We start from the raw sequence: 21,362 nt of genomic DNA on the forward strand, positions 1-21,362 counted from the left end.
CACACGCGTGCGGGCGGCCGGCCGCTGTGCTTAACCCGATGAAAGAAGATTTCCCATGGCCCAGAACCCTGCCACGGCAGACAATGACTCTATGACCGACGCCGAAACGGCTGAGAGCAGCACCGCCAAGGCCCGCACGGCACCCGCTCCGGACGACTCCCGCAAACCGGACAGTCCGGCCGACGTCACCAAGCCCTCGTGGGAGTACATCGCGAAGAAGACCCTGCGTGAGTTCACGAAGGACCAGTGCCCTGACCTCGCCGCCGCCCTGACCTACTACTCGGTCCTCTCAATATTCCCCGCCCTCTTGGCCCTTGTGTCCCTGCTGGGCATCTTTGGTCAGGCTGAGAAGACCACGTCCGCGCTCTTGGAGATCGTCCAGGGTTTCGCGCCGGCTGAAACCGTCGAGGCGATCCGCCAGCCGATCGAGCAGCTCAGCAGTAACTCAGCAGCCGGACTCACCCTGGTGGTGGGCATTGTCACCGCCCTCTGGTCCGCGTCAGGCTACGTCGGGGCGTTCGGACGGGCCATGAACCGGGTCTACGAAATCGACGAGGGCCGGCCGTTCATCAAACTTCGGGGCACGATGCTGGCAGTCACTATTGCCACCGTGCTGATCGTCCTGGTCCTTTCAGCGATGCTGGTCCTGAGCGGGCCGGTGGCCGAGTCCGTCGGCAACACCATCGGCCTGGGCGGCGCCGTCCTGACGGCCTGGAACATTCTCAAATGGCCGGTGATCCTGTTGCTCGTGATCCTTGCGATCGCCATCCTCTACTACGCCACGCCGAACGTGAAGCAGCCGAAGTTCCGCTGGATGAGCCTTGGATCGGCCATCGCTTTGGTGATCTTCCTGCTGGCCTCCCTGGCCTTCGCCTTCTACGTGGCCAACTTCAACAGCTACGACAAAACGTACGGTGCGATCGGCGGCGTGATCGTCTCGTTGCTGTGGCTCTGGATCCTCAACATGTCCCTGCTGTTCGGGGCAGAGTTCGACGCCGAGATGGAGCGGGGCCGCCAGCTCCAGGCCGGCATCGAAGCCGAGGAAACCATTCAGTTGCCGCCCCGGGATACCAAGCAGAGCGACAAGCTGCAGGCGCGCGAAGAGGAAGACATCCAGCGCGGCCGCGAATTGCGTGAGCGGAGCAGTCGTGCGGACACCGACGCCGCCACGCCCCGGCCCGGTCCCGCCTCCGAGCCGCGCAACCCGCGGGACCAAAGCCCCTAGCCCTTCGGGGCCCCATGCGTTCTACTGGGGCCAAAGTACCGCCCGGAGGCGGACACAGCTGACCGGGAGGACGCATGACGGCACCCGATACAGGGCAGGGCCCCGGAACGGTGGCCGTGGGCTACGACGGCTCGGAGGCTGCGCAGGACGCCGTCCGGTGGGCCGCGGAATATGCCGCTGCCGGAAATTACAGGATGAGGGTGGTCCACGCCTGGGTCTGGCCGGTGTTCACCAAGAAGCTCGGCCCGGTCAAGGGCGTGGAGGGCAGCGGGCTGCGGCACTCGGCGGAGGCGATTCTCGCCGAGGGCGTTGACCTTGCCCGCACGTCCCTCGCCGCCGCCCGGACCGCCGCACAATCGGCACAAGCCGGCCCCACATCCTCTGCGCCTGTCCCCGCCGACGGAGCCGCGGAAGGAGTGGCCCCCGGCGCCACCGCCGGAACCGATTCCGACGTCGAAGGGGTCATGGAAGCAGGACTCCCGGCGCCTGTGCTGCGCGACGCGGCGGGTGACGCCCGCCTCCTGGTGGTCAGCAGCCGCGGCCTGGGGGGTGTGCTGGGGCATGTTGCCGGATCGGTCTGCCTGGCCCTGGCCGGGTCCTCGCCCTGCCCGTTGATGGTGATCCGCCGCCGGCGCGGCCCCGGGCAGGCCGCGGCCCCCGTTGTGGTTGGCATCGACGGGACGTTCCGGAGCTCCGCGGCGCTGGCCGGTGCCGCCCGTCTTGCCACGATCATCGGGGCGCCCCTGCAGATTGTCCATATCGACAAGACCTCCGGCAGGACCCGTGAAGGCCATGGCCGGCATGTCAGGCACGGCCAGGACCTGCTGGACCATTTCCTGGCGGAGGCCCGGTCGCTGGCCCCGGACCTGTCGATCACCGGCGTCCTGCGGGAAGGCCACGCGGCGTCCAAGGAACTACTGGCGGCCGCCACTGACGCCGAGGTCCTGGTGATTGGAACCCATAACCGTGAGGGCGGGCCCGGGAACACCGTCACCGCCGTCCTAAATAAGGCGCGCTGCAACGTCCTGATTACGCGCTGATCCCACCCACCGGACCACCGCCTTCAGAGGGGAGCTGAAGGTTTTAGCAGAGGAGGACGCCCGTGCGAGCCTGGCGGGTAGGACAGCCCGGACCGATGAGAAGCGGCCCCCTCGTGGCGGATGAGTGCCCCGACCCCATACCCGGCCCCGGGGAGGTGCTCTTGAAGGTCCGGGCTTGCGGGGTCTGCCGCACGGACCTTCACTTGGCCGAGGGCGACCTCGCCCCGCGGCACCCCGGCGTCATTCCGGGCCACGAAGTGGTGGGCGAAGTAGTGGCGTGCGGGCCCCGCGCCACACGGTTCTCCCCCGGCGACCGGATCGGGGCGGCCTGGCTCGGCGGGACCTGCGGCGTCTGCCGCTTCTGCCTGCGCGGGCAGGAGAACCTCTGCCTCTCGCCCCTGTTCACCGGCTGGGACCGCGACGGCGGCTACGCGGAACTCATGACGGTGGCCGAGGACTTCGCCTACCGGCTCCCGTCGAGCTTCCCGGACGAAGAAGCTGCGCCCCTGCTGTGCGCGGGCATCATCGGCTACCGCGCGCTTTCCCGGGCCGAGCTGCCGATCGGCGGCCGGCTCGGAATTTACGGCTTTGGCGGGTCAGCGCATCTGGCGGCACAGATCGCCCTCTACCGGGGTGCCCGCGTGTACGTGATGACGCGGTCGGAGGAAGCGCGCAACCTGGCCCTTGAGCTGGGGGCGACCTTTGTCGGCGGCGCCGATGAGCAGCCGCCGGATCCGCTGGACTCGGCCATACTGTTCGCTCCGGCCGGCGACCTGGTTCCGGTGGCCCTGCGGGCCCTGGACCGCGGCGGCACGCTCGCCGTGGCCGGCATCCACCTGAGTGACATTCCGCCGCTGCACTACGCCACGGAGCTGTTCCAGGAACGCCAGTTGCGCAGTGTCACGGCCAACACCCGGGCCGACGGCGAAGAGTTCTTCCGCATCGCCGCGGAGATCCCGCTGCGGCCCACCACGGTGCCCTATCCGTTCTCGGCCGCGGACCGGGCCCTGCTGGACCTGTCGGAGGACCGGATCACGGGCGCTGCCGTGCTGCGGATGGATTCCGCGTAGCCGGCGACCATGGGGCCGGGTCAGGCGGCCGGCGCGTCCGTGCGGGATCGCCCGGTCAGTCGTCCCGGCGCAGGAACTCGTGTTCCTGCCCGGCCCGGAGCAGCACCCGCCGCGTACCCACCCGCACCAGCACCGGGGCCGCGTCCCCGGGAGCTGCCGACACCCTCAGGCGGTCGCGCTCCAAATGCACGGCGAGCATCTGGTCCCGGTAGCGGACCCGGAAGTCCACGCGGCTGAGCTCCGCTGGCAGCCGGGGCGCGAAATCGAGGGCATCGCGGGTGATCCGCAGCCCGGCGAAACTGCGCTGCACGACGTCGATCGTCCCGGCCATGGCACCCAGATGGATGCCGGAGCTGGTGGTTCCGCCCTGGGTGTCGTCCAGGTCCGCGTCCAGAGCCTCCCGAAAGGTCACCCACGCCCGCTCGGGATCGCGCTGCGCCAACACCGAGGCGTGGGCCACCCGACTGAGCGTGGATCCGTGCGCCGTCCGGGCCAGGTAGAAGTCCACCGTGGCGGCCATCTGCGCGGAGGTGACGGCATAACCCATCCGGGCCAGGAACCGGATGAGCTGGTCCTCGCCCAGGACGTACAGCAGCATCAGGACGTCGGCTTGTTTGGCCAGCCGGTAATGATTGGTGCTGTCCCCTTCCGCCTCCAGGATCAGGTCAAGCCGCTCGATGAGCCCATAGCTGCGCCGGTAGTGTTTCCAGTCGAGTTCCCGGAGCGCACTGTAGCCGTCGAACTGGCTGATGACACCGTCGTCGTGGAACGGGACGAACATGCGCCGGCTGAGGTGTTCCCAGGCCGCGATCTCGGCGGCGGTGATCAGCAGCCGGGCGCGCAGTTCGTCCATATCGAAGCCCTGGACCGAATGCATGATCCAGACGGCTTGGTCGAAAACCCACGCCGCCATGATGTTGGTGTACGCGTTGTCGTTCAGTCCGCCGCCAGGGTTGCCCGGGTTGCCGGTGTGGTATTCGTCCGGACCCATAACGCCGCGGAGGTGGAAACGGTCATGCGCCGCATCGAATTCGGCCATCGACGCGAACAACCGTGCGACGTCGACGATGATTTCCGCACCGTGCCCGGTCAGCCACCCGCGGTCCTGGGTGGCCTCGAAGTACTGCCAGGCGTTGTAGGCGACAGCGAGTCCAACATGCCGCTGAAGCCGGGAATAGTCCGGCATCCAATGCCCGGACAGCCGGTTGAACAGCAGCTTAGGTGTCTGTTCGGTGCCGTCCCCGCCGCTTTGCCACGGGAACAGCGCCCCCTTCAGCCCGGCCGCCCGCGCGGCATCGCGCGCTGCACCGAGCCGCCGCCACCGGTAGTCGATCAGCTCCCGCGCGAGGGACGGCAGCCGGGAGTTGAGCAGCGGGAGGACGAACAGTTCGTCCCAGAAGACGTGGCCCCGGTAGCCCTCGCCATGCAGCCCGCGGGCCGGAACGCCGGCGTCCAGTTCCGCGGTGTGGGTGGTGAGCGTCTGCAGCAGGTGGAAGACGTGCAGGTTGAGGATGAGCTGCGCCTGGGAGCTGGCGTCGAACTCAATAACGAAGGGCTGGAGCAGGATCGCCCACGCGGCCTCGTGCTCGGCCTGCAGTGCCTCAAAACTGCCCGACGCGCGGGCCAGGACTGCCCGCGCGGCCGTCAGCGGCGAGGCAATGGCGTGGTCCCGGGAAGAGGTCACGGCCACGGTTTTCAGTACTGTCAGCTGCTCCCCCTCGGCCAGGGAAACATCGAAGCGGTGCGTATACAGGCCGCCCAGCTGCTCGGGAATCCCGGCCCCCGCCGGCCCGCCGGTCCGGACGACGGCGGTCCGGAGCGCGAGGCCGATCCCGATCCCGCTGGTGACGGTCCGGACTTCCACCGTGAGCTCCGCGGCGCCCGGGCCGGCCCCGGATGCGGAGACCTGGACGGACCCCAGATGCCGGTTGGACAATGCCGCGTCCTCCGGGACGTTGGAGTTGGTGACGTCCGTGTCGCAGCCGCTGCGGACACTCATGTCCCCGCCCCAGCCGACCGCCGTGATGACAGTCTCGAGCGCCGCGAGGTGCGGCGCGGCCATGGAGACGAGGCGGCGCTGCAGCAGCTGGAGCTGCCGGCCGGCGTCGTCCTCCAGGATCGCTTCCCGGGTCAGCACGGCACGCTTCAAATCCAGGGTGCGCCGCTCGCTGCGGAGCGAGAGCCCGCCCTCGGACCACCACGCACCGTCGCCGATCCGGAGGTCCAGAGGCAGCCAGTCGGGGATGTTGACCATGTGCTCGTCCACCGTCTCCTGGCCCAGGACAACGCTGCGCAGGGAGTTGTAGACGCCGGCGAGGTAGCTGCCCGGGTAGTGCACTTCCCCGGCGCGGTGCTCCGGCGCCGCACCCCTGGTGGCCAGGTAGCCGTTGCCCAGGGTGGTGAGGGCTTCACGGTGGCGTTCGTGCGCCGGGTCGAAGCCCTCGTAGACCAGCAGCCACGGGTGGGTGATGACGAGTCCGATATCAAGTTGGCTGAGATCTTCGACGACGACGTCGGCGCCCGCCGCCTCCAGCGCTTCCCGGCGCCCGTCCCGGTCGATGCCAACGACGAGCCCGAAGCCGCCGCGCCGCCCGGCTTCCACCCCGGCGGCTGAGTCCTCGATGACCATGGCCCGGGCCGGCGGAATCTCGAGCCGGCGCACCGCTTCCAGCGGCAGCGCGGGGGCCGGCTTGCCCCCGACGTCGCGGTCCAGGGCCGTCTGCCCGTCGATGACGTGATCGAAGACGTCCTCCAGTCCCGCGGCACCCAGCAGTGCCCCCGCGTTCCGGGCGGAGGTGGCCAGCACCACGGGAATCCGGCCCGCCTTCAGCCTGCCGAGCAGGTCCGCGGTACCGGGGAACGCCCGGACCGGGTTGTTGCCGAGCAGTTTCTCGAACAGTTCGCTCTGGCGTGCCGCGAGCCCGAAGGCTGTCCACGCCCCGGAGCCGTCCGTGGGCGAGCCGTCCGGGACTGCCCCGCCGCGGGAGCCGAGGAAGGCGGCTACCGCGCCCTCCCAGGTCCGGCCAGCCACCTGGTCCCGGTAGTCGTCGGCGGTAAACGGGTCCCGGCGGGTTCCGGCGGGCAGCCGCGGGTCCTGGAGGGCGTCGTCGAAGAGTTCCTTCCACGCCGCCGCGCGGAGCTCCGCCGTGTCCGTGACCACTCCGTCGAGGTCCAGGATCACGGCATCAACGGGGGCCAGGGCGGCGGCAACGGTGGGCGACTCCGTCATGCCACACCCGGATCCACGTTCCGGACACCGCGGCGGTCCCGTTCCGCCGCAATTACCTGCCCGTCCCGGGCTTCCCTGACGGCCATCAGCCCAGCAACGCATCGAGCGTGGTGAAGCCGTAACCGGCCTGCCGGATCCGCTCGATCATCCCGGGCAGGGCGTCTGCGTCCAGGGTGGTTCCGTCGTCGGGATTGGAACCGATGTGCATCAGCACGATCTCGCCCGGCTGCAGCCGTGCGAGCACGCGGTCCGCCACGATCCGCGCCGTGATCCCTCCGCTGCTGCCCTTCCAGCCCAGGGTATCCACGGTCCAGCGGACGGGAAGATAACCGTAGGCGTTGACCGTGGCGATGGTCCGGGCGTCCCGGTCGCCAAGGGGGAACCGGAACAGCGGACGGGGGTCCCCTCCGCCGGCCTGGATTGCCTGCTGTGCCGCCGAAAGCTGCTGTCCGATCGCGGCATCGCTGAGTCCGGTGAACCCCGGATGGGTCATGGAGTGGTTGCCCAGGCGGTGGCCGCCCGCGACGATCGCGGCGACTCCGACCGGGTTGGCCGCGGCCCAGTTGCCGGTCAGGAAAAACGTGCCGCGCACGCCTTTGGCGGCCAGCGTCTTCAGGATGCTTGGCAGCCCCGCCGAGTTGGCGCCGGCGTCGAACGTCAGGGCCACCACCCCTCCGGCCCCCGGAATCACTTCGAGGTCGCGGCCGGCCAGGGCGGCAGGAAACGGCGGGGGCGCCGGAGCGGGAGGCTTCGGAGCCGGGACGGCGGGCGGCGGTGCGGGAGCCGGTGCGGCCGGGACCGTTGCGCCGGCGGTGGTGGCCGGAGCGTCCGACGGTGGCGGCGAGGGCGCGGTACTGGCCGGCGTCATCGCAGACGGACTCGCAGTGGCCGAGGGCGAAGCCGGACTGTCAGTGGCCGAGGGCGGGTATGTCGGCCCCGCTGCGGGTGGCACCGACGAGAAGACGACCGCCAGCACCACCGCGGCGGCCAGCAACAGCACGGCGAGCGCAACCGCGAGCCATCGGCGTCGCTCGCCCCGGAAGATCGCCCACATGATTCACTGTGGCGCCGCCGGTCGCAGCGGGACTAGGGCTGAAAGGCCCGCGCGGCCTGCGGCGCGGCGGGAATCAGTCGGTCGGCCCGGCACCGGTCGAACAAGCTGATAAAGGCATCTTCCGTGCGGCGGTACCCGGTGAAGCCCGCCAGTCGGCTCTTGCTCATGTCTGTGACCACTTCGAGGTTCCGGCCCAGATCACCGTCTGTGTGCCACCAGGACGCGAGCCGTTCCAGTTGGGGTTCAGCCAGCCCATAGCGGGCGGCCATGTCCGCCCAGATGCCCTCCCTGCCGAGCATCTGCTGTTCCAGCGGGCGGGGCTGCCCGGAGTAGCCTTCGGGCTCGACGCCGAAATAGGCGGCCAGCGCGGGCCACATGCGCCGCCAGCGGAAGATGTCACCGTTGACGATGTTGTAGGCCTCGTCCGCTACCCCGTCGGCAGTGGCCGCCCAGATCATGTGTTCTGCCAGCAGACCGCTGTCGGTCATGTCAGTCAGGCTGTTCCATTGCGTCTCGGAGCCGGGAAAGATGAAGGGTTGCCCGAGTTCGCGGCAAATGGATGCCTGTACGGCGAGCGTGAGACCCATGTTCATCGCATTTCCGACCGCATGCCCTATCACCGTATGCGCCCGGTGGACGGACCAGCCGAAGCCTTGCTTCCCCGCGGCAGCCCATAACTCGTCCTCCTGGGCGTAGTAGAAGTTGGGCGTCGGCAGCCTCGGCTCGCTTTCGCGGAAGGGAGTGTCCGGCATCTCCCCCGCCGCATACGCTTCAAAGGGGCCCAGATAGTGCTTCAGCCCGGTCATGAGGGCCACATGCTTCACCGGGTGGCTGCTGAGGCTGGCGAGCAGGTTCCGCAGCATGGCCGCATTGGTCTCGATGTTTTCTTGTTCCGTGTTCATCCGCGACCAGGCGGTGTAGAACACGTGGCTCGGCCTTTCGCCAGCCAGGGCGGCCCGCAAGCTCTCCACCGAATTCAGATCCGCGCTCACCTGGCGGACACCGCCGCGCCGGATCCGGCTGCGGGACAGTGCCACCACGTCCCAGCCCTCATCCAGGAGCCTGTCGACCAGGGCGGATCCGGCAATCCCGGTGGCCCCAACCACCAAGGCAGTCTTCGTGTTGACGGTGTCTGAGCTGCTTCGCACGCCATTCCTCCTGATACTGTCCGTTGCGCCGTCACCGGGTCCCAGGCTGCGGGCCGTTCTGGCCGGGACGGCTCGCTCCCGGCCCGTTCCAGCGTCTCATGCCCGTGGGGGGGACGGTTCGCCCGCGCTTCGTAACCTGGGCCCGTACGGGCCTCCGGGGAAGGGGACGGCAGTAGGATGCAACTAGTGGAAGGCGCGTAAAGATAGCGCGAATTCGAAGGCAGGATATCCGTGAAACTCTTGCTCCGCTATCCGCTGGTTGCGGGCACGCTCGTTGCCCTGCTCGCGGTGCTGATACTCCTGCTGTCCGGGCAGCCGTTGATTGCGCAGATCGCAGCCAGCATCTATGCCCTGGCCGTGGCGGCTTACCTTGCCGTCGGGATGGCCCGCCGGCTGGCGGGCGGCCAGTGGGGCATCGACATCCTCGCGGTCACCGCGATCGTCAGCACCGTCCTGGTGGGCGAGTTCATCGCGTCCATGATCATTGTCCTCATGCTGGCCGGCGGGACCGCCCTGGAGGACTACGCCGCCGGCCGGGCCAAAAAGGAACTAACGTCCCTGCTGGAACGCGTCCCGCAGACGGCCCACCGCGAGCGCGGCGGCACCTCCGCCGCCGGAAGCACCGCCGCCGGAACCCAAACAGGAGAATCCACCGCATCCGAATCGCAAACAAACGGCCAGCACGAGGACGTGGCCGCCACTGATGTCCGGATCGGCGACATCCTGCTGGTGCGGCCCGGTGAGGTGGTGCCGCTGGACGGCGTCCTGCTCTCCGAATCCGGCACCTTCGACGAATCCTCACTCACCGGGGAGAGTCTGCCGGTGGAACGGGTCGCCGGCGATCCGCTGATGAGCGGATCCCTCAACGGCGAGGCCGCGGTCCGGATGCAGGTATCGGCCCTGATGGAGGATTCGCAGTACAGCCGCATTGTTGCCCTGGTCAAGGAAGCCTCGGAGAGCAAGGCACCCATGGTGCGGCTGGCTGACCGGTATGCCATACCCTTCACGGCCCTCGCCTACGCCCTGGGCGCCGCCGGCTGGATCATCAGCGGAGACCCTGCCCGGTTCGCCGAAGTGCTGGTGGTGGCCACTCCCTGCCCGCTGCTGATCGCTGCCCCCGTGGCGTTCCTCGGCGGGATGAGCCGCGCCGCGCATTCCGGCATCATCGTCAAATACGCCGGCGTCCTGGAACAACTGAGCCGGATCAAGACGGCCGCCTTCGACAAGACGGGCACCCTGACCTACGGCCGGCCCGCCCTGATCGGTGTCCGGACAGCCGGGTCCCTGACGGAGGACGAGGTCCTGGGTCTGGCGGCCTCGGCCGAACAGTATTCCTCCCATGTGCTGGCCGCCTCGGTGATGGACGCAGCGCGGGACCGCGGCCTGGTCTTCGAATCCGCCACGGAAGCCAGTGAATTCGCCACACACGGCGTCCGGGCCCGCTTCGACGGCCGCGACGTGGTGGTCGGCAAGCCCAAATTTGTCGCCGAATCGGCCGCCGGCGTCGCGGAAATGGCACTGGCCAGCGGCGAACTCGCCATTTACGTGGGCGTGGCCGGTGAATTCGCCGGCGCACTCGTGATGAGCGACCCGATCCGCACGGAAGCCCGCCGCACGCTGGCGGAGCTGGAGTCCATGGGCGTGACCCGGACAGTCATGCTGACCGGGGACGCGCTCGCCACCGCCCAGCACATCGCACAAGGGGCCGGCCTCACCGATGTCCGCGCCGAGTGCCTGCCGCCGGACAAGGTTGAAGCCGTCCGGTCCCTGCCGCTCCGTCCGGTCATGATGGTCGGCGACGGCGTCAACGACGCCCCCGTCCTGGCGGTCGCCGACGTCGGGATCGCCATGGGCGCACGCGGCTCGACGGCGGCCGGCGAGTCCGCCGACGTCGTGATCATCCTCGACGACCTGTCCAAGGTGGCGTCCGCCGTGCGGATCGGGCAGCGCACCGTGAAGGTGGCGCTGCAGAGCATCTGGATCGGCATCGGGCTGAGCGTCGCCTTGATGCTCGCGGCGGCGGCCGGCTATGTCCCGGCGATCGCCGGGGCCCTGTCCCAGGAACTCGTGGACCTGGCCACGATCCTCAACGCGCTGCGCGCGCTCAGTCCCGGCAAGAGTGCCGGCAGGGGCGCCGGGAAGAAGGGAACGGGCACCCCGGGGACGCGTCGAACGCTCGACGGCGGCGCTACCGGGCCGGCGCCTGTTTCTCGGCTTCCGCGATCCGCGGAACAGTCCTGAGGTAGCTGTCCGGGTTCAGCGAGATCGAGTCGATGCCCTCGCGGACCAGGAATGCCGCGAACTCCGGGTGGTTGCTGGGACCCTGGCCGCAGATGCCGATCTTGATCCCGGCGGCATGGGCCTTGCGGATGGCCTCGCTGATCATCGCCATGACGGCCTCGTCCCGCTCATCGAAGAGCGCGGCCAGCTGCGCCGAATCCCGGTCCACGCCCAGGACCAGCTGGGTGAGGTCATTGGAGCCGATGGAGAAGCCGTCGAAGCGGGTGGCAAACTTTTCCGCGAGGACAACGTTGGATGGGATCTCGCACATCATGTAGACCTGCAGGCCGTTCTCACCCCGGACCAGGCCGTTCTCCGCCATCACGGACAGCACCCGGTCCGCTTCCTGCGGGGTCCGGCAGAACGGGATCATCACGATGATGTTGCCGAAGCCGAGCTTCTCCCGGACCCGTTTGAGGGCCGCACACTCAAGGGCGAATCCCTCGCGATAGCGCTCGTCGTAGTATCGGGAGGCGCCGCGGAAGCCGAGCATGGGGTTCTCCTCCGGTTCCTCGAAGGCCGAACCGCCAATCAGGTGCGCGTACTCGTTGGTCTTGAAATCGCTGAGCCGCACGATCACGGGCCGGGGATGGTACGGCGCGGCGATCTTGGCGATGCCGAGGGCCAGGGCGTCCACAAAGTAGTCCTTCGGGTCCGCGTAGCTGCTGGTGAGGAGGCGGATCTGCTCTGCGTCCCCGGCGTCGGTGACCCGCTCCGGGTGGACCAGCGCCATCGGGTGGACCCGGATGAGGCTGCTGATGATGAATTCCATCCGGGCGAGCCCGACGCCGTCGGCGGGCAGCCGCCACCATTGGAAGGCGGCGGCGGGGCTGGCGATGTTGACCATGACTTTGGTGCGCGTTTCCGGCAGCTCCCCGAGGTCCACCTCCTCGGTGTCGAATGCCAGGCTCCCCTCGTACACGCGACCTTCATCGCCCTCGGCGCACGAAATGGTCACGGCCAGGCCTTCCGCCAGGACCGTGGTGGCGTTGCCGGTGCCGACGACGGCGGGGACCCCGAGTTCGCGGCTCACGATCGCCGCATGGCTTGTGGGGCCGCCGTGGTCGGTGACGATGCCGGCCGCCCGCTTCATGACCGGAACCCAGTCCGGGTCGGTCATCTCCGTGACAAGGATGGCGCCGTCGCGGAAATTCTCGATGTCCGCCGCGCTCCGGATCACGCACGCGGTGCCCTGCGCTATCGAGTCGCCGATCGCGGCGCCGGAGGCCAGCACCGTGCCGGTTTCCCGCAGGTGGTGGAGGGTGAACCGGGAGCCTGATTTCTGCGACTGGACCGTCTCCGGGCGGGCCTGGACCATAAACAGCTCCCCGGTCACGCCGTCCCGGGCCCACTCCATGTCCATCGGCCGCGCGTAGTGCTCCTCCACGCTCACCGCCCAGCGCGCCAGCGCGAGGATCTCGGCGTCGGCCAGGACGAAAGCGCGGCGTTCGGCGTCGGAGGTGTCCACCATCTTGGTCCGCGCATGGCCGCCCCGGCTGTAGACCATCTTCCGGTCCTTGGAACCGAGGGTCTTTTCAATGATCGGGCTGATGTCGCCCGCGCCCGCGGGAGCCGCCAGGAGCGGCTTGAACACAAGGTACTTGTCCGGGTTGATGGTGCCCTGGACCACGGTTTCGCCGAGGCCCCAGGCGGCGCTGACCACGGCCACGCGGGGGAAGCCCGAGTCGGTGTCGATGGAGAACATCACCCCGGAGGCGCCGACGTCGGAGCGCACCATCCGCTGGACGCCGATCGAGAGGGCGACATCGAGGTGGTCAAAGCCCTTGACCTCGCGGTAGCTGATGGCCCGGTCGGTGAACAGGGAGGCGTAGCAGCGGCGGCAGGCGTCCAGGAGTTCACGTTCCCCGGTGATGTTCAGGAATGTCTCCTGCTGCCCGGCGAAGCTGGCGTCCGGCAGGTCCTCGGCGGTGGCGCTGCTTCGGACCGCGACCGAGAGCCGGTCCTGGCCGGCGCGCTCCCCCAGGTCCCGGTAATGGGAACGGATGGATCCGGCGATGTCGTCGGGAAACTCGCTGTCCAGGAACAGCTCCCGGATGGCCTCCCCGGTGGCGCGCAGCGACGTTTCACCCGCGCGATAGGACTGGATCCGCGAGCGCATCGCGGCCTCGATCCCGTTGGCGTCGAGGAACCGGCGGTAGGCGTCCGCGGTGGTGGCGAAGCCGTCCGGCACCCGCACACCCTTGGCTTTGAGGGACTGGATGAGTTCGCCGAGGGACGCGTTCTTGCCGCCCACCTGCGGGACATCACCCATGCCGATCTCTTCGAACCACAACACCGGGGAGTCAGCCATGCACCCATCCTGTGGCGGCGGGCGGTCCGGGGTCAGAGTCTTTGGACCTTTGTGCCCGGTGTGGCAGTCCCGGCCCGGCGGTGGCGGGCGATCTTGTACAGCCAGTCGGCGAGCAGCACGGCGGGTATGGCGGCGAGCGCCACCGCCAGGCCACCGGGCGACGGCGGGGCGTGGCCCAGCAGGGCGGCCAGCGGTCCGAGGAACAGGAAGACGGCCAGCAGTCCCAGTTCGGCCAGCACCGCCCACACCAGCAGCCGGTTGCTGAACCAGCCGAGCCGCCAGGGCGGCACGGAGGCGCTGCGGCAGGCAAACGCGTTGGCCAGCTGGGCCAGGACCACGGTGGTGAACGCGGCTCCGGAGGCTGCCATCAGCACGTCCGCCGGGGGCAGTTCCGCGCCCGGCGTCCAGCCGGCACCGAGCAGCACGGCCGTGTACGCCGTCATTTCGAAGAAGGCCTCCACCGGGCCCAGCAGCCCGAACACCCGGAACATCAGCGCCTTGTCCATCAGGTGGCGGCGCTCCGGCGGCCGCTTCAGTGTTCCCTTGCTCGGGGCCTCGCTGCCCAGCGCCAGCGCGGGGAGCAGGTCCGTGCCGATGTCCAGTGCGAGGATCTGGAGCACGCTCAGCGCCAGCGGGAACCGTCCGCCCGAGAGGGCCCAGATGACGAAAGGGGTGAGCTCGGCGACGTTGTCCGTCAGGTGGTAGGTCAGGAAGCGCCGGATGTTCGCGTACGTGGCGCGGCCCTGCTCCACCGCGGCGATGATGGTGGCGAAGTCGTCATCCAGCAGCACCAGGTCCGCCGCCTCGCGGGCGACGTCCGTGCCGCTGAGCCCCATGGCTACACCGATGTCGGCCTGCTGGAGGGCCGGGCCGTCGTTGACGCCGTCACCGGTCATCGCCACCACATGGCCGCGGTGCTGGAGCAGGCGGGCCACCCGGAGTTTCTGTTCCGGGGTGACCCTGCTGACCACCACGCCGTCGCGGTCCAGCAGCGCCGCCAGGACGGCGTCGTCCTCGGGCAGGCTGTGTCCCTCCAACACCAGTTCGGGTGAGCCGATCAGTCCGGTTTCGCGGGCGATGGCGGCGGCGGTGAAGGCATGGTCGCCGGTGACCATGGCCACTTTGATGCCGGCCTCGCGGGCCGCCTCGAGCGCCACCCGGACCTCGGCCCGCGGCGGGTCGTGCAGGCCGATGAGTCCCAGCAGGGTCAGGCCGCTCTCCACTTCCTCGAGCCTGAAGTTGGCGCCCGGCGGGCCGGGCAAGCTCCGCTCGGCCACAGCCAGAACCCGCAATCCATGGGAGGCCATCTGGTCGACCATCTCCAGGGCGCGGCCGGCGCCGTCCTCGCCACACAGTGGAATCACGGATTCCGGTGCCCCCTTGACGAAGAGTGTGGTGCCAACGATCGCGGACTCCCGCAGCCGGCGCGGATCGAAGGCGAAGCGGTGCGACAGGTCGGGTTCCTCGGGTTGCTCCCCCGATGCTGCCAGCCGCGCGGCCAGCGCGCCTATGGCGGCCTCCATCGGATCGCCCTCGGCGATCCACCGGCCCTCGTGGGGCACCGCGCGGCCCACGGAGGCGGCCAGCGCGGCGATGCTGAGGTGCCGCGCCTCCCCGGCTCCCGTCCCGGTGACCTCAGCCTCCGGCCCGTACCCTGCGCCGATAATGCTGACCAGCCCGGCCGGGGTCCACACCTCGACGGCGTTCATCCGGTTCTGGGTCAGCGTGCCGGTCTTGTCCGTGCAAATGAAGGTGGTGGAGCCGAGGGTTTCCACCGCTTCCAGGTTCCGGACGAGCGCGTTGCGCTGTGCCATCCGCTGTGCCCCGACGGCCAGGGACAGCGTGACCGTGGGCAGCAGGCCCTCAGGCACCAGCGCCACCATCACGCCGATGGCGAAGAGGAACGCATCGCGCCAGGAGATGCCGACCAGAAGGGAGAGCACGAAGAACAGCGCGCCAATGCCCAGGGCCATCGCGGCGGTGATGCGGACGATTCGTTGCAGTTCCAGCGCCAGCGGACTCGGCGGAGCTTCGACCTTTCCCGTCAGGGCTGCGATTTCGGCGAGCCTGGTTTGCCCGCCCGTGCCCGCCACCACGCCTTCAGCCTGGCCGTTGACCAGGAAGGTCCCGCCATAAACGGTGTCGCCGGGGACTTTGGTGAGCGCCTCGCTCTCACCGGTAAGCATCGATTCGTCCACCGAACAGCCTGCCGCGACGGCCAGCCGGAGGTCCGCCGGGACCCGGTCGCCGGCCACCAGCAGGACGGCGTCGTCCGGGACGAGCTCGGTGGTGTGGATCTTGACGATCCGGCTGTCGCGGCGGACCGAGACCATCGCCGGGAGCAGTTCGCGGAGCTTCGCGGCCGCATGCTGGGCGCGCTCCTGTTGGATATAAGCGAACACCCCGTTGACCAGGATCACGACGACGATCGCGACGGCCAGTTGCGGCATGCCGGCCAGGTAGGCCAGTACGGAGGCACACCACAGCAGGATGGCGAAGAAGTGGGTCAGTTCGGCCAGTAGCCTCCGCCAGCCAGGCACCGTGCCGGCCTCGGGCAGCTTGTTCGCCCCGAATTGTTGCAGCCTTCGCGCCGCCTCCGCCGAGCTCAGGCCGGCGACGCCAGGCAGAGCGCCGGCGTCCGGGCCCCCGACGGGAGCCTCCGGTGTCACGGCTGGCCGGGGCCGCTCAGGCGTAGCACCGCAGACCGGCCCGGGTCAGGTAGCTCATGGATCGAGCGTGCTCCCGGTCGCCGCCGCAGGTTAGGGCCAAAGGTCACGCGGGCGTCTTCAGGCTCGTTCCAGCTCCGTAGCTTGGTCCGGGCCGGCGTACTCTCGATCAGACGCTTGGGCCGGGCACGAACTCGCGGACCTCTTGCGCGCAGCGGCAGGCGACGGCGATCTTGGCAGCCCGTTGATGGCCGGCAGGCTCGCCCCCTTGTGGTCTGTTACCGAACTCGGCTTAGCCTGGTGCAGGCTTGAGGCGGGGAAACAGCGCCTCGGCATTGCCGCGGTCTATCGACGCGCGCAAGGAGGGGGCCATCCGGTAATGCTCGTACTGCATGTTCAGGAAATCGATCCCCGGCGCCGGCGCAAACGGGAAGTCAGTGCCGTATGTGATGCGGCCAGGATCGGCCACCTCGAGCAGGCTGGGCAGCGCCGATGGGCTGGCGGACAGCGCGACGTCGTAATAAAACCGCCGCAGGACGGACTGTTCCTTATCTGTCAGCGCCGCCAGCGCGCTGAGAGCCAGTTCCCTATTGTTGAGCATCGTCAGCAGGATCCTGTAGGCGATGTAAGGCACGAAGCCGCCCGCGTGGGCGAGGATGAACTTGATTCCCGAATACTTCTCCATCGCACCGGACAGGATCAGGCTGAGTGCAGTGCGGGTGGTATCGAGCAGGAAATCTGCGGCGAAAGCGGGTATGCCCGGTACCGCCGGTGCGGGCAGTTCGCCGGGATGGATGAACACTACGGCCCGGCGGTGGTGAAGAAACTCCAGCAGAGGCTCAAAGCCCGGATCGCCCAGGTATCGTCCGTCGTTGTTGGCCAGCAGCACGATTCCGTCCGCGAGCAGGGTGTCCAGGGCGTACCGGGCTTCCGCGAGGGCACCTTCCACGTCCGGCAGCGTAAGGGTCGCGAAGAAGCCAAACCGCTCTGGCCGCCCGGCCACCACCTCGGCACTGTACTCGTTGACCTCCCGAGCCCACTGCCGCGTCTCAACTGCGTCCCCGAAGTACACTCCGGGCGTGGACAGGGACAGGATGCCGGTCTGCACGTCGTGCCTGTCCATGAACTTCATCGCTGAACGTTCGGACCACGACGGCAGACTTAAGCCGCCGGACCGGATGCCCTTGTCGCGCATCCAGCGTGCGTAGCCCGGCGGAACGATGTGCTGGTGTGTGTCGATGCGGTTCGGCCGGCTCATCCGGATCCTTGTCCACGTGCCCGTCGCGTTGATCCGCCGGACCCCGAAGATTAGCGGATGTGAACAATCTACTCGCCAGGGCCGCCAGGTGGGCAAAACGGGCGAACCATTGCTGGGTGTACTCTCGCCGAACTACCGCGTCAGACCGCTCGAGGAATCCGACCTCAAGAAACGGTTCGGCGAAGAATTCCAGCAATACCGCGACACGGTGCGCTGCTGGATCCATCACCCGTAGAAGCCTCAGCGCGGTGGTTCAGTTGGGAAGTGAGCGCACCACCCGGGCAGGCGAGCCCACAACAACGGAGTTTTTCGGTACGTCCTTTGTCACTACGGACGCAGCCCCCACGACGGCGTTATCACCGATCGTCACGCCCGGCAGAATGGTGGCGTTGGATCCGATCCACACATTGCGGCCAACGACGATAGGGGCCGGGTGCATGTCCGTGCGGCGGCTCGGCATCAGGTCGTGGTTGAGTGTGGCCATCACCGTGTTGTGCCCGATCAGGCAGTCGTCCCCGATGACGACACCGCCCTGGTCCTGAAACTTGCACCCCGAGTTGATGAAGATCCGTTTTCCGAGGGTGATGTTCTTCCCGAAGTCGGAGTAGAAAGGCGGGAAAACCGTCACGGATTCGTCAATTGGCTTGCCGGTCAGCTGGGCCAACAGCTCCCGCACCCGCGCCGGTTCCTGATATCCGCTGTTAAGCTCGCCGGTAATGCGCAGGGCATCCTGGCTTGCCCGGTGCATGAGATCATGCCAGGGCGAGTCCCCCGTTATGGTCCGGCCGGCATTAAGCATTTCAAGGAGATCGTCGAGTTCCATGTGTCCTTTCAGTCCGATGTCAGACGGAGTTTGCGTGCAAGGCGATTTTTGGCCTCGAAGACCTTCTGCGCCATGTGATCGCAGACGGTAGGCAGGCCAGCCCCAGCAGAAAGCCCAATGAGTGAAGGTCTCCGCTATCTCCTCCCGGGTGAACCCGTTGTATTGGAGGTTTCCTGACGGGGCGCAGCCGCTATGGATCCGGTAGCTGCCCAGCTGGCGAGCAGCCGCAGTCGCTCAGCGCTGGGCGAGCCGGGCTCGGCGGTGTAGATCATAAGGACGCAGCCCGGGTCGGCAGTGATAATGAGTTCTTCGTAGGCGAGAGTGAGTTCGCCGACGACGGGGTGGTTGAATCGTTTTGTGCCGGTCCCGTGGGTCCGAACGTCATGCGCGCCCCACAGCTGCCGGAATACATCGCTGCGCGTGGACAGCTCACCAACGAGGTCCTGGAGCCCCTTGTCGTTGGGGTCACGGCCGGCTTCGGCCCGCATGATCGCCACGCACATCTCAGCGAAGAGCTCCCAGTCAGGATAAAAATCGCGGGATGCAGGGTCGAGGAACTGGAACCGGGCCAGGTTCGGCGTACGACCGCCGGCGCCGAAGAGGGGCGCATAGAAGGCCCTGCCGAGCTCGTTCGTAGCTAGAAGGTCCTGGTTCTGGTCGCGAACGAAGGCAACGCCGTCGGTAATTGTGTTGAGCACCCAGTGCAGGCTAGGTCGACTGATGGCGTTTTTCGTGGATCGCCGGCGGGGACGCCCGGATAGCGGAATGCCGTCAGCTGCGCGGGCGAGGTCGAAGAGGTGGGTTCGTTCCGTGTCATCGAGGAGAAGGGCGCGGGCGATGGCGTCAAGCACGGACGAGGAGGCTCCGCCGATAGCACCACGTTCGAGCTTGGCGTAGTACTCGACGCTGACGTCGGCGAGTGTCGCAACTTCTGTGCGGCGAAGCCCGGCAACGCGTCTGTTCGGCCCGGCGGGAAGTCCGGCCTGTTCGGGGGTGATCTTTGCCCGGCGCGACATCAGGAACTCGCGTACCTCGGCTTTATTGTCCATGCCACGAGAATACGTCCCTGCGAACTTCGGTGGGGTCCCCTGCTGGTACACCCCTTGATAGAGACTCCCCCGCGGGATGGTCCGCGTGTTGACTGGATAAAGACTTACCAGCGGTACGCCCCCGACCAGCACGTAACCGCGCGAGCCGCCTGCGGGCAAGGAGACTAATGAACACCACCACCGTTCCGGCGCCGGCCCCGGTAGCTACCGAGCAGGCGAAACAACTGCCGCTCGCCACTCTGGCCGCTCTGGCGGTCATCGGCTTCGTCCTCGTCGCGACGGAGACCATGCCGGCCGGGCTGCTGCCGGTTATCGCCACCGGGATGGGCACCAGCGAAGGCACCGTCGGACTGTTCGTCAGCGCCTACGCCCTGGGCACAGTGATCATCACGATCCCCGCCATCACGATGACCCGGGGCATGCGCCGCAAGCCATTGCTCCTCGGCGCGGTCCTCGGCCTCATCCTGGCCAACACCACCACCGCCCTCTCAAGCGACGTAACCCTGTCACTGGTGTCGCGTTTCATCGCCGGCGCGTTCTCAGGAATCCTCTGGGGCATGCTGGCCGCCTACGGCCGGAAGATCAGCCCTCCCTCCCATGCAGGCTTGTCGCTGGCGATCGTCTCCCTCGGGGCACCCGTCGGATTCGCTCTCGGCACACCCTTGGGGGCCTGGCTCGGCACGACCTTCGACTGGCGGTGGGCCTTCGCCGGGCTCACCGCGGTGGCCGTTATCGCCGGTGTGCTCATCGCGGCGATCGCGCCCGATGCCGATGGGCAGCCCGGAACCTCCCGGCTTCCGCTGGCGCGGGTCTTCCGCATCCCCGGCATCGCCGTGATCCTGGCCGTCATCTTTACCTGGATGCTGGCCCACAACACCATCTACACCTACATCGCCCCGTACCTGAGGACTACGGGCAGCAGCCTCACCCTCGACGTCGAACTCTTCATCTTCGGCGTCGCCTCGATCGCCGGGATCATCATCACAGGCGCGCTCCTGGACCGCCACCCCCGCCCGTTGCTGCACGGAAGCGTCACCTTGTTCATCGCAGCCGCGGTGGTGCTGCTGGTCGGCCACACATCGGCCCCGGCGATCATCGCCGCGACCGTGCTGTGGGGGATCACGTTCGGCGGGGCGGCCGCCCAGCTCCAAGCCGCCCTCACCACCACCGGAGGCGCGGACTCCGACGTGGCGAACTCGTTCCTGCCGGTGGCGTTCAACCTTGCCATCTTCACCGCCGGCATCCTCGGCGCCGCCCTGCTGACGAATTCCAGCGGCCTGGTACTTGCGGTCGTGATGATCGTCGCCGGCCTGGCCGCACTCATGCTGACCATCTACGGACGCCGCACCGCATTCCCCGCCCGCCTCTAACAACATGAAACGGCCGCAGATTCGCCCTCCGCGCATCCCCGGAAAGGATCCACCTGTGAACACTCGCAACCGTTTTTCACCGGGAAAAGCCTTGCGGGCAGGCCTCGTGGCGCCTGTACTGGTTCTGATCGCTACCGCTATCGCTATGACTGGCTGCACCGGCAGCCCGGGCAGGAGCGCGTCCCGAACTCTCCGCCCGGGACCGCAGCCTCATCACCGTGGCCGTGCGCACCGCCGGCGGGAACACCGAGCAACTGGGCTTCCACCTCGGCCGCGCCGTCGACAACGGCGTAACCCAGGAAGAGCTCATCGAAGCCATCACCCACGTCACGATCTACGCCGGCTGGCCCAAGGGCATGGCCGCGATGGGCGTAGCCAAGCAACTCTTCATCGACAACAAGTAAGGAAAAATCATGAACATCGAACCCACCATGCCCACTGCGAAAAACCCGGCCGCGCAGTTCGCCGGCGACGTCTGGCTCGACCCGATCGCGCTGCCCCACGAGCCGGACCAGACGATGGTGGTCGCAACCGTCCGCTTCGCCCCCGGAGCTCGGACCGCCTGGCACTCCCACAAGCATGGCCAGTACCTGCGGGTCACCCAGGGCGTCGCCCGCTTCGGCGGCCGTGACGGCAGGATCATTGAAGTCCACCCGGGCCAGACTCTGTACACCCCGCCCGGCGAGGAGCATTGGCATGCTGCCGCCCCCGGTTGCTTCATGGAACACATCGCCATGCTCCAGAACTGCGAAGACCCCACCACCACGACAACCTGGGGCGAGCACATCACCGATGACGAGTACAACGGCGATTAGGCAGACCGGAACGGTTCGCGCGGC

16 protein-coding genes are annotated in these 21,362 nt (G+C 68.2%); 8 read left to right on the forward strand and 8 right to left on the reverse strand.

The window, feature by feature from the left end:
- Positions 1–55: 55 nt before the first annotated feature.
- The 3 genes from ASE96_RS07010 to ASE96_RS07020 all read left to right on the forward strand — a co-directional run bounded on the left by ASE96_RS07010 (position 56) and on the right by ASE96_RS07020 (position 3,335).
- Positions 56–1,225, forward strand: coding sequence for a YihY/virulence factor BrkB family protein (locus ASE96_RS07010; RefSeq protein ID WP_235500158.1), 1,170 nt, complete (start codon positions 56–58; stop codon positions 1,223–1,225).
- Between the two features lie 74 nt (positions 1,226–1,299).
- Entirely contained in the window at positions 1,300–2,265 is a 966-nt protein-coding gene (locus ASE96_RS07015; protein WP_056427954.1) for a universal stress protein, read from the forward strand.
- Positions 2,266–2,327: 62 nt separating this feature from the next.
- The gene (locus tag ASE96_RS07020; protein ID WP_082492623.1) at positions 2,328–3,335 is read left to right on the forward strand and encodes a zinc-dependent alcohol dehydrogenase family protein; all 1,008 of its coding nucleotides are present in this window, start codon (positions 2,328–2,330) and stop codon (positions 3,333–3,335) included.
- Positions 3,336–3,390: 55 nt separating this feature from the next.
- Here ASE96_RS07020 and ASE96_RS07025 read toward each other — a convergent pair whose 3' ends face one another.
- The 3 genes from ASE96_RS07025 to ASE96_RS07035 form a co-directional block, all read right to left on the reverse strand.
- Complete coding sequence (locus tag ASE96_RS07025; protein WP_056427960.1) at positions 3,391–6,564, reverse strand: HAD-IA family hydrolase; 3,174 nt, start codon at positions 6,562–6,564, stop codon at positions 3,391–3,393.
- An 85-nt stretch (positions 6,565–6,649) separates the two neighbouring features.
- Positions 6,650–7,618: a polysaccharide deacetylase family protein gene (locus ASE96_RS07030; protein WP_056427963.1), complete on the reverse strand. Its 969-nt coding sequence runs from the start codon at positions 7,616–7,618 to the stop codon at positions 6,650–6,652.
- A gap of 32 nt (positions 7,619–7,650) precedes the next feature.
- Positions 7,651–8,766: an SDR family oxidoreductase gene (locus ASE96_RS07035; protein WP_056427965.1), complete on the reverse strand. Its 1,116-nt coding sequence runs from the start codon at positions 8,764–8,766 to the stop codon at positions 7,651–7,653.
- 231 nt (positions 8,767–8,997) lie between these two features.
- Here ASE96_RS07035 and ASE96_RS07040 point away from each other — a divergent pair, with 231 nt between their 5' ends.
- Positions 8,998–11,007 carry a heavy metal translocating P-type ATPase gene (locus ASE96_RS07040; protein ID WP_082492624.1) on the forward strand — a complete coding sequence of 670 codons (2,010 nt, stop codon included), beginning with the start codon at positions 8,998–9,000 and terminating at the stop codon, positions 11,005–11,007.
- On the opposite strand, the gene ppsA is transcribed toward ASE96_RS07040, so the two are convergent.
- The 3 genes from ppsA to ASE96_RS07055 form a co-directional block, all read right to left on the reverse strand.
- A complete protein-coding gene (gene ppsA / locus ASE96_RS07045) occupies positions 10,955–13,357 on the reverse strand; it encodes a phosphoenolpyruvate synthase (protein ID WP_056427968.1) in 2,403 nt (800 codons plus the stop codon). The two genes, ASE96_RS07040 and ppsA, sit on opposite strands and share 53 nt — an antisense overlap.
- Before the next feature lie 32 nt (positions 13,358–13,389).
- On the reverse strand, positions 13,390–16,026 hold the full coding sequence (locus tag ASE96_RS07050; RefSeq protein WP_156367525.1) for a cation-translocating P-type ATPase: 2,637 nt from the start codon (positions 16,024–16,026) through the stop codon (positions 13,390–13,392).
- Positions 16,027–16,315: 289 nt separating this feature from the next.
- Positions 16,316–17,281: an amidohydrolase family protein gene (locus tag ASE96_RS07055; protein WP_056427971.1), complete on the reverse strand. Its 966-nt coding sequence runs from the start codon at positions 17,279–17,281 to the stop codon at positions 16,316–16,318.
- 16 nt (positions 17,282–17,297) lie between these two features.
- Here ASE96_RS07055 and ASE96_RS19350 point away from each other — a divergent pair, with 16 nt between their 5' ends.
- Complete coding sequence (locus tag ASE96_RS19350; protein ID WP_200913008.1) at positions 17,298–17,516, forward strand: hypothetical protein; 219 nt, start codon at positions 17,298–17,300, stop codon at positions 17,514–17,516.
- A gap of 18 nt (positions 17,517–17,534) precedes the next feature.
- Here the strand turns inward: ASE96_RS19350 and ASE96_RS07060 are convergent, their stop codons facing one another.
- Together ASE96_RS07060 and ASE96_RS07065 are read right to left on the reverse strand one after the other, a co-directional pair.
- Positions 17,535–18,104, reverse strand: a complete 570-nt coding sequence (locus ASE96_RS07060) for a sugar O-acetyltransferase (RefSeq protein WP_056427974.1) — start codon at positions 18,102–18,104, stop codon at positions 17,535–17,537.
- Positions 18,105–18,238: 134 nt separating this feature from the next.
- Positions 18,239–19,153: a helix-turn-helix transcriptional regulator gene (locus ASE96_RS07065; RefSeq protein WP_056427977.1), complete on the reverse strand. Its 915-nt coding sequence runs from the start codon at positions 19,151–19,153 to the stop codon at positions 18,239–18,241.
- Positions 19,154–19,320: 167 nt separating this feature from the next.
- Between ASE96_RS07065 and ASE96_RS07070 the strand changes: the two genes are divergently transcribed.
- The 3 genes from ASE96_RS07070 to ASE96_RS07080 all read left to right on the forward strand — a co-directional run bounded on the left by ASE96_RS07070 (position 19,321) and on the right by ASE96_RS07080 (position 21,338).
- Entirely contained in the window at positions 19,321–20,523 is a 1,203-nt protein-coding gene (locus ASE96_RS07070; protein WP_056427980.1) for an MFS transporter, read from the forward strand.
- Positions 20,524–20,672: 149 nt separating this feature from the next.
- A complete protein-coding gene (locus ASE96_RS07075; RefSeq protein ID WP_082492625.1) occupies positions 20,673–20,927 on the forward strand; it encodes a carboxymuconolactone decarboxylase family protein in 255 nt (84 codons plus the stop codon).
- A 9-nt stretch (positions 20,928–20,936) separates the two neighbouring features.
- Complete coding sequence (locus tag ASE96_RS07080) at positions 20,937–21,338, forward strand: (R)-mandelonitrile lyase (RefSeq protein ID WP_056427983.1); 402 nt, start codon at positions 20,937–20,939, stop codon at positions 21,336–21,338.
- The last annotated feature ends 24 nt before the right edge of the window (positions 21,339–21,362 follow it).

Origin of the sequence: Arthrobacter sp. Leaf69, assembly GCF_001422645.1 — a bacterium.
Taxonomy (GTDB): Bacteria; Actinomycetota; Actinomycetes; order Actinomycetales; family Micrococcaceae; genus Arthrobacter.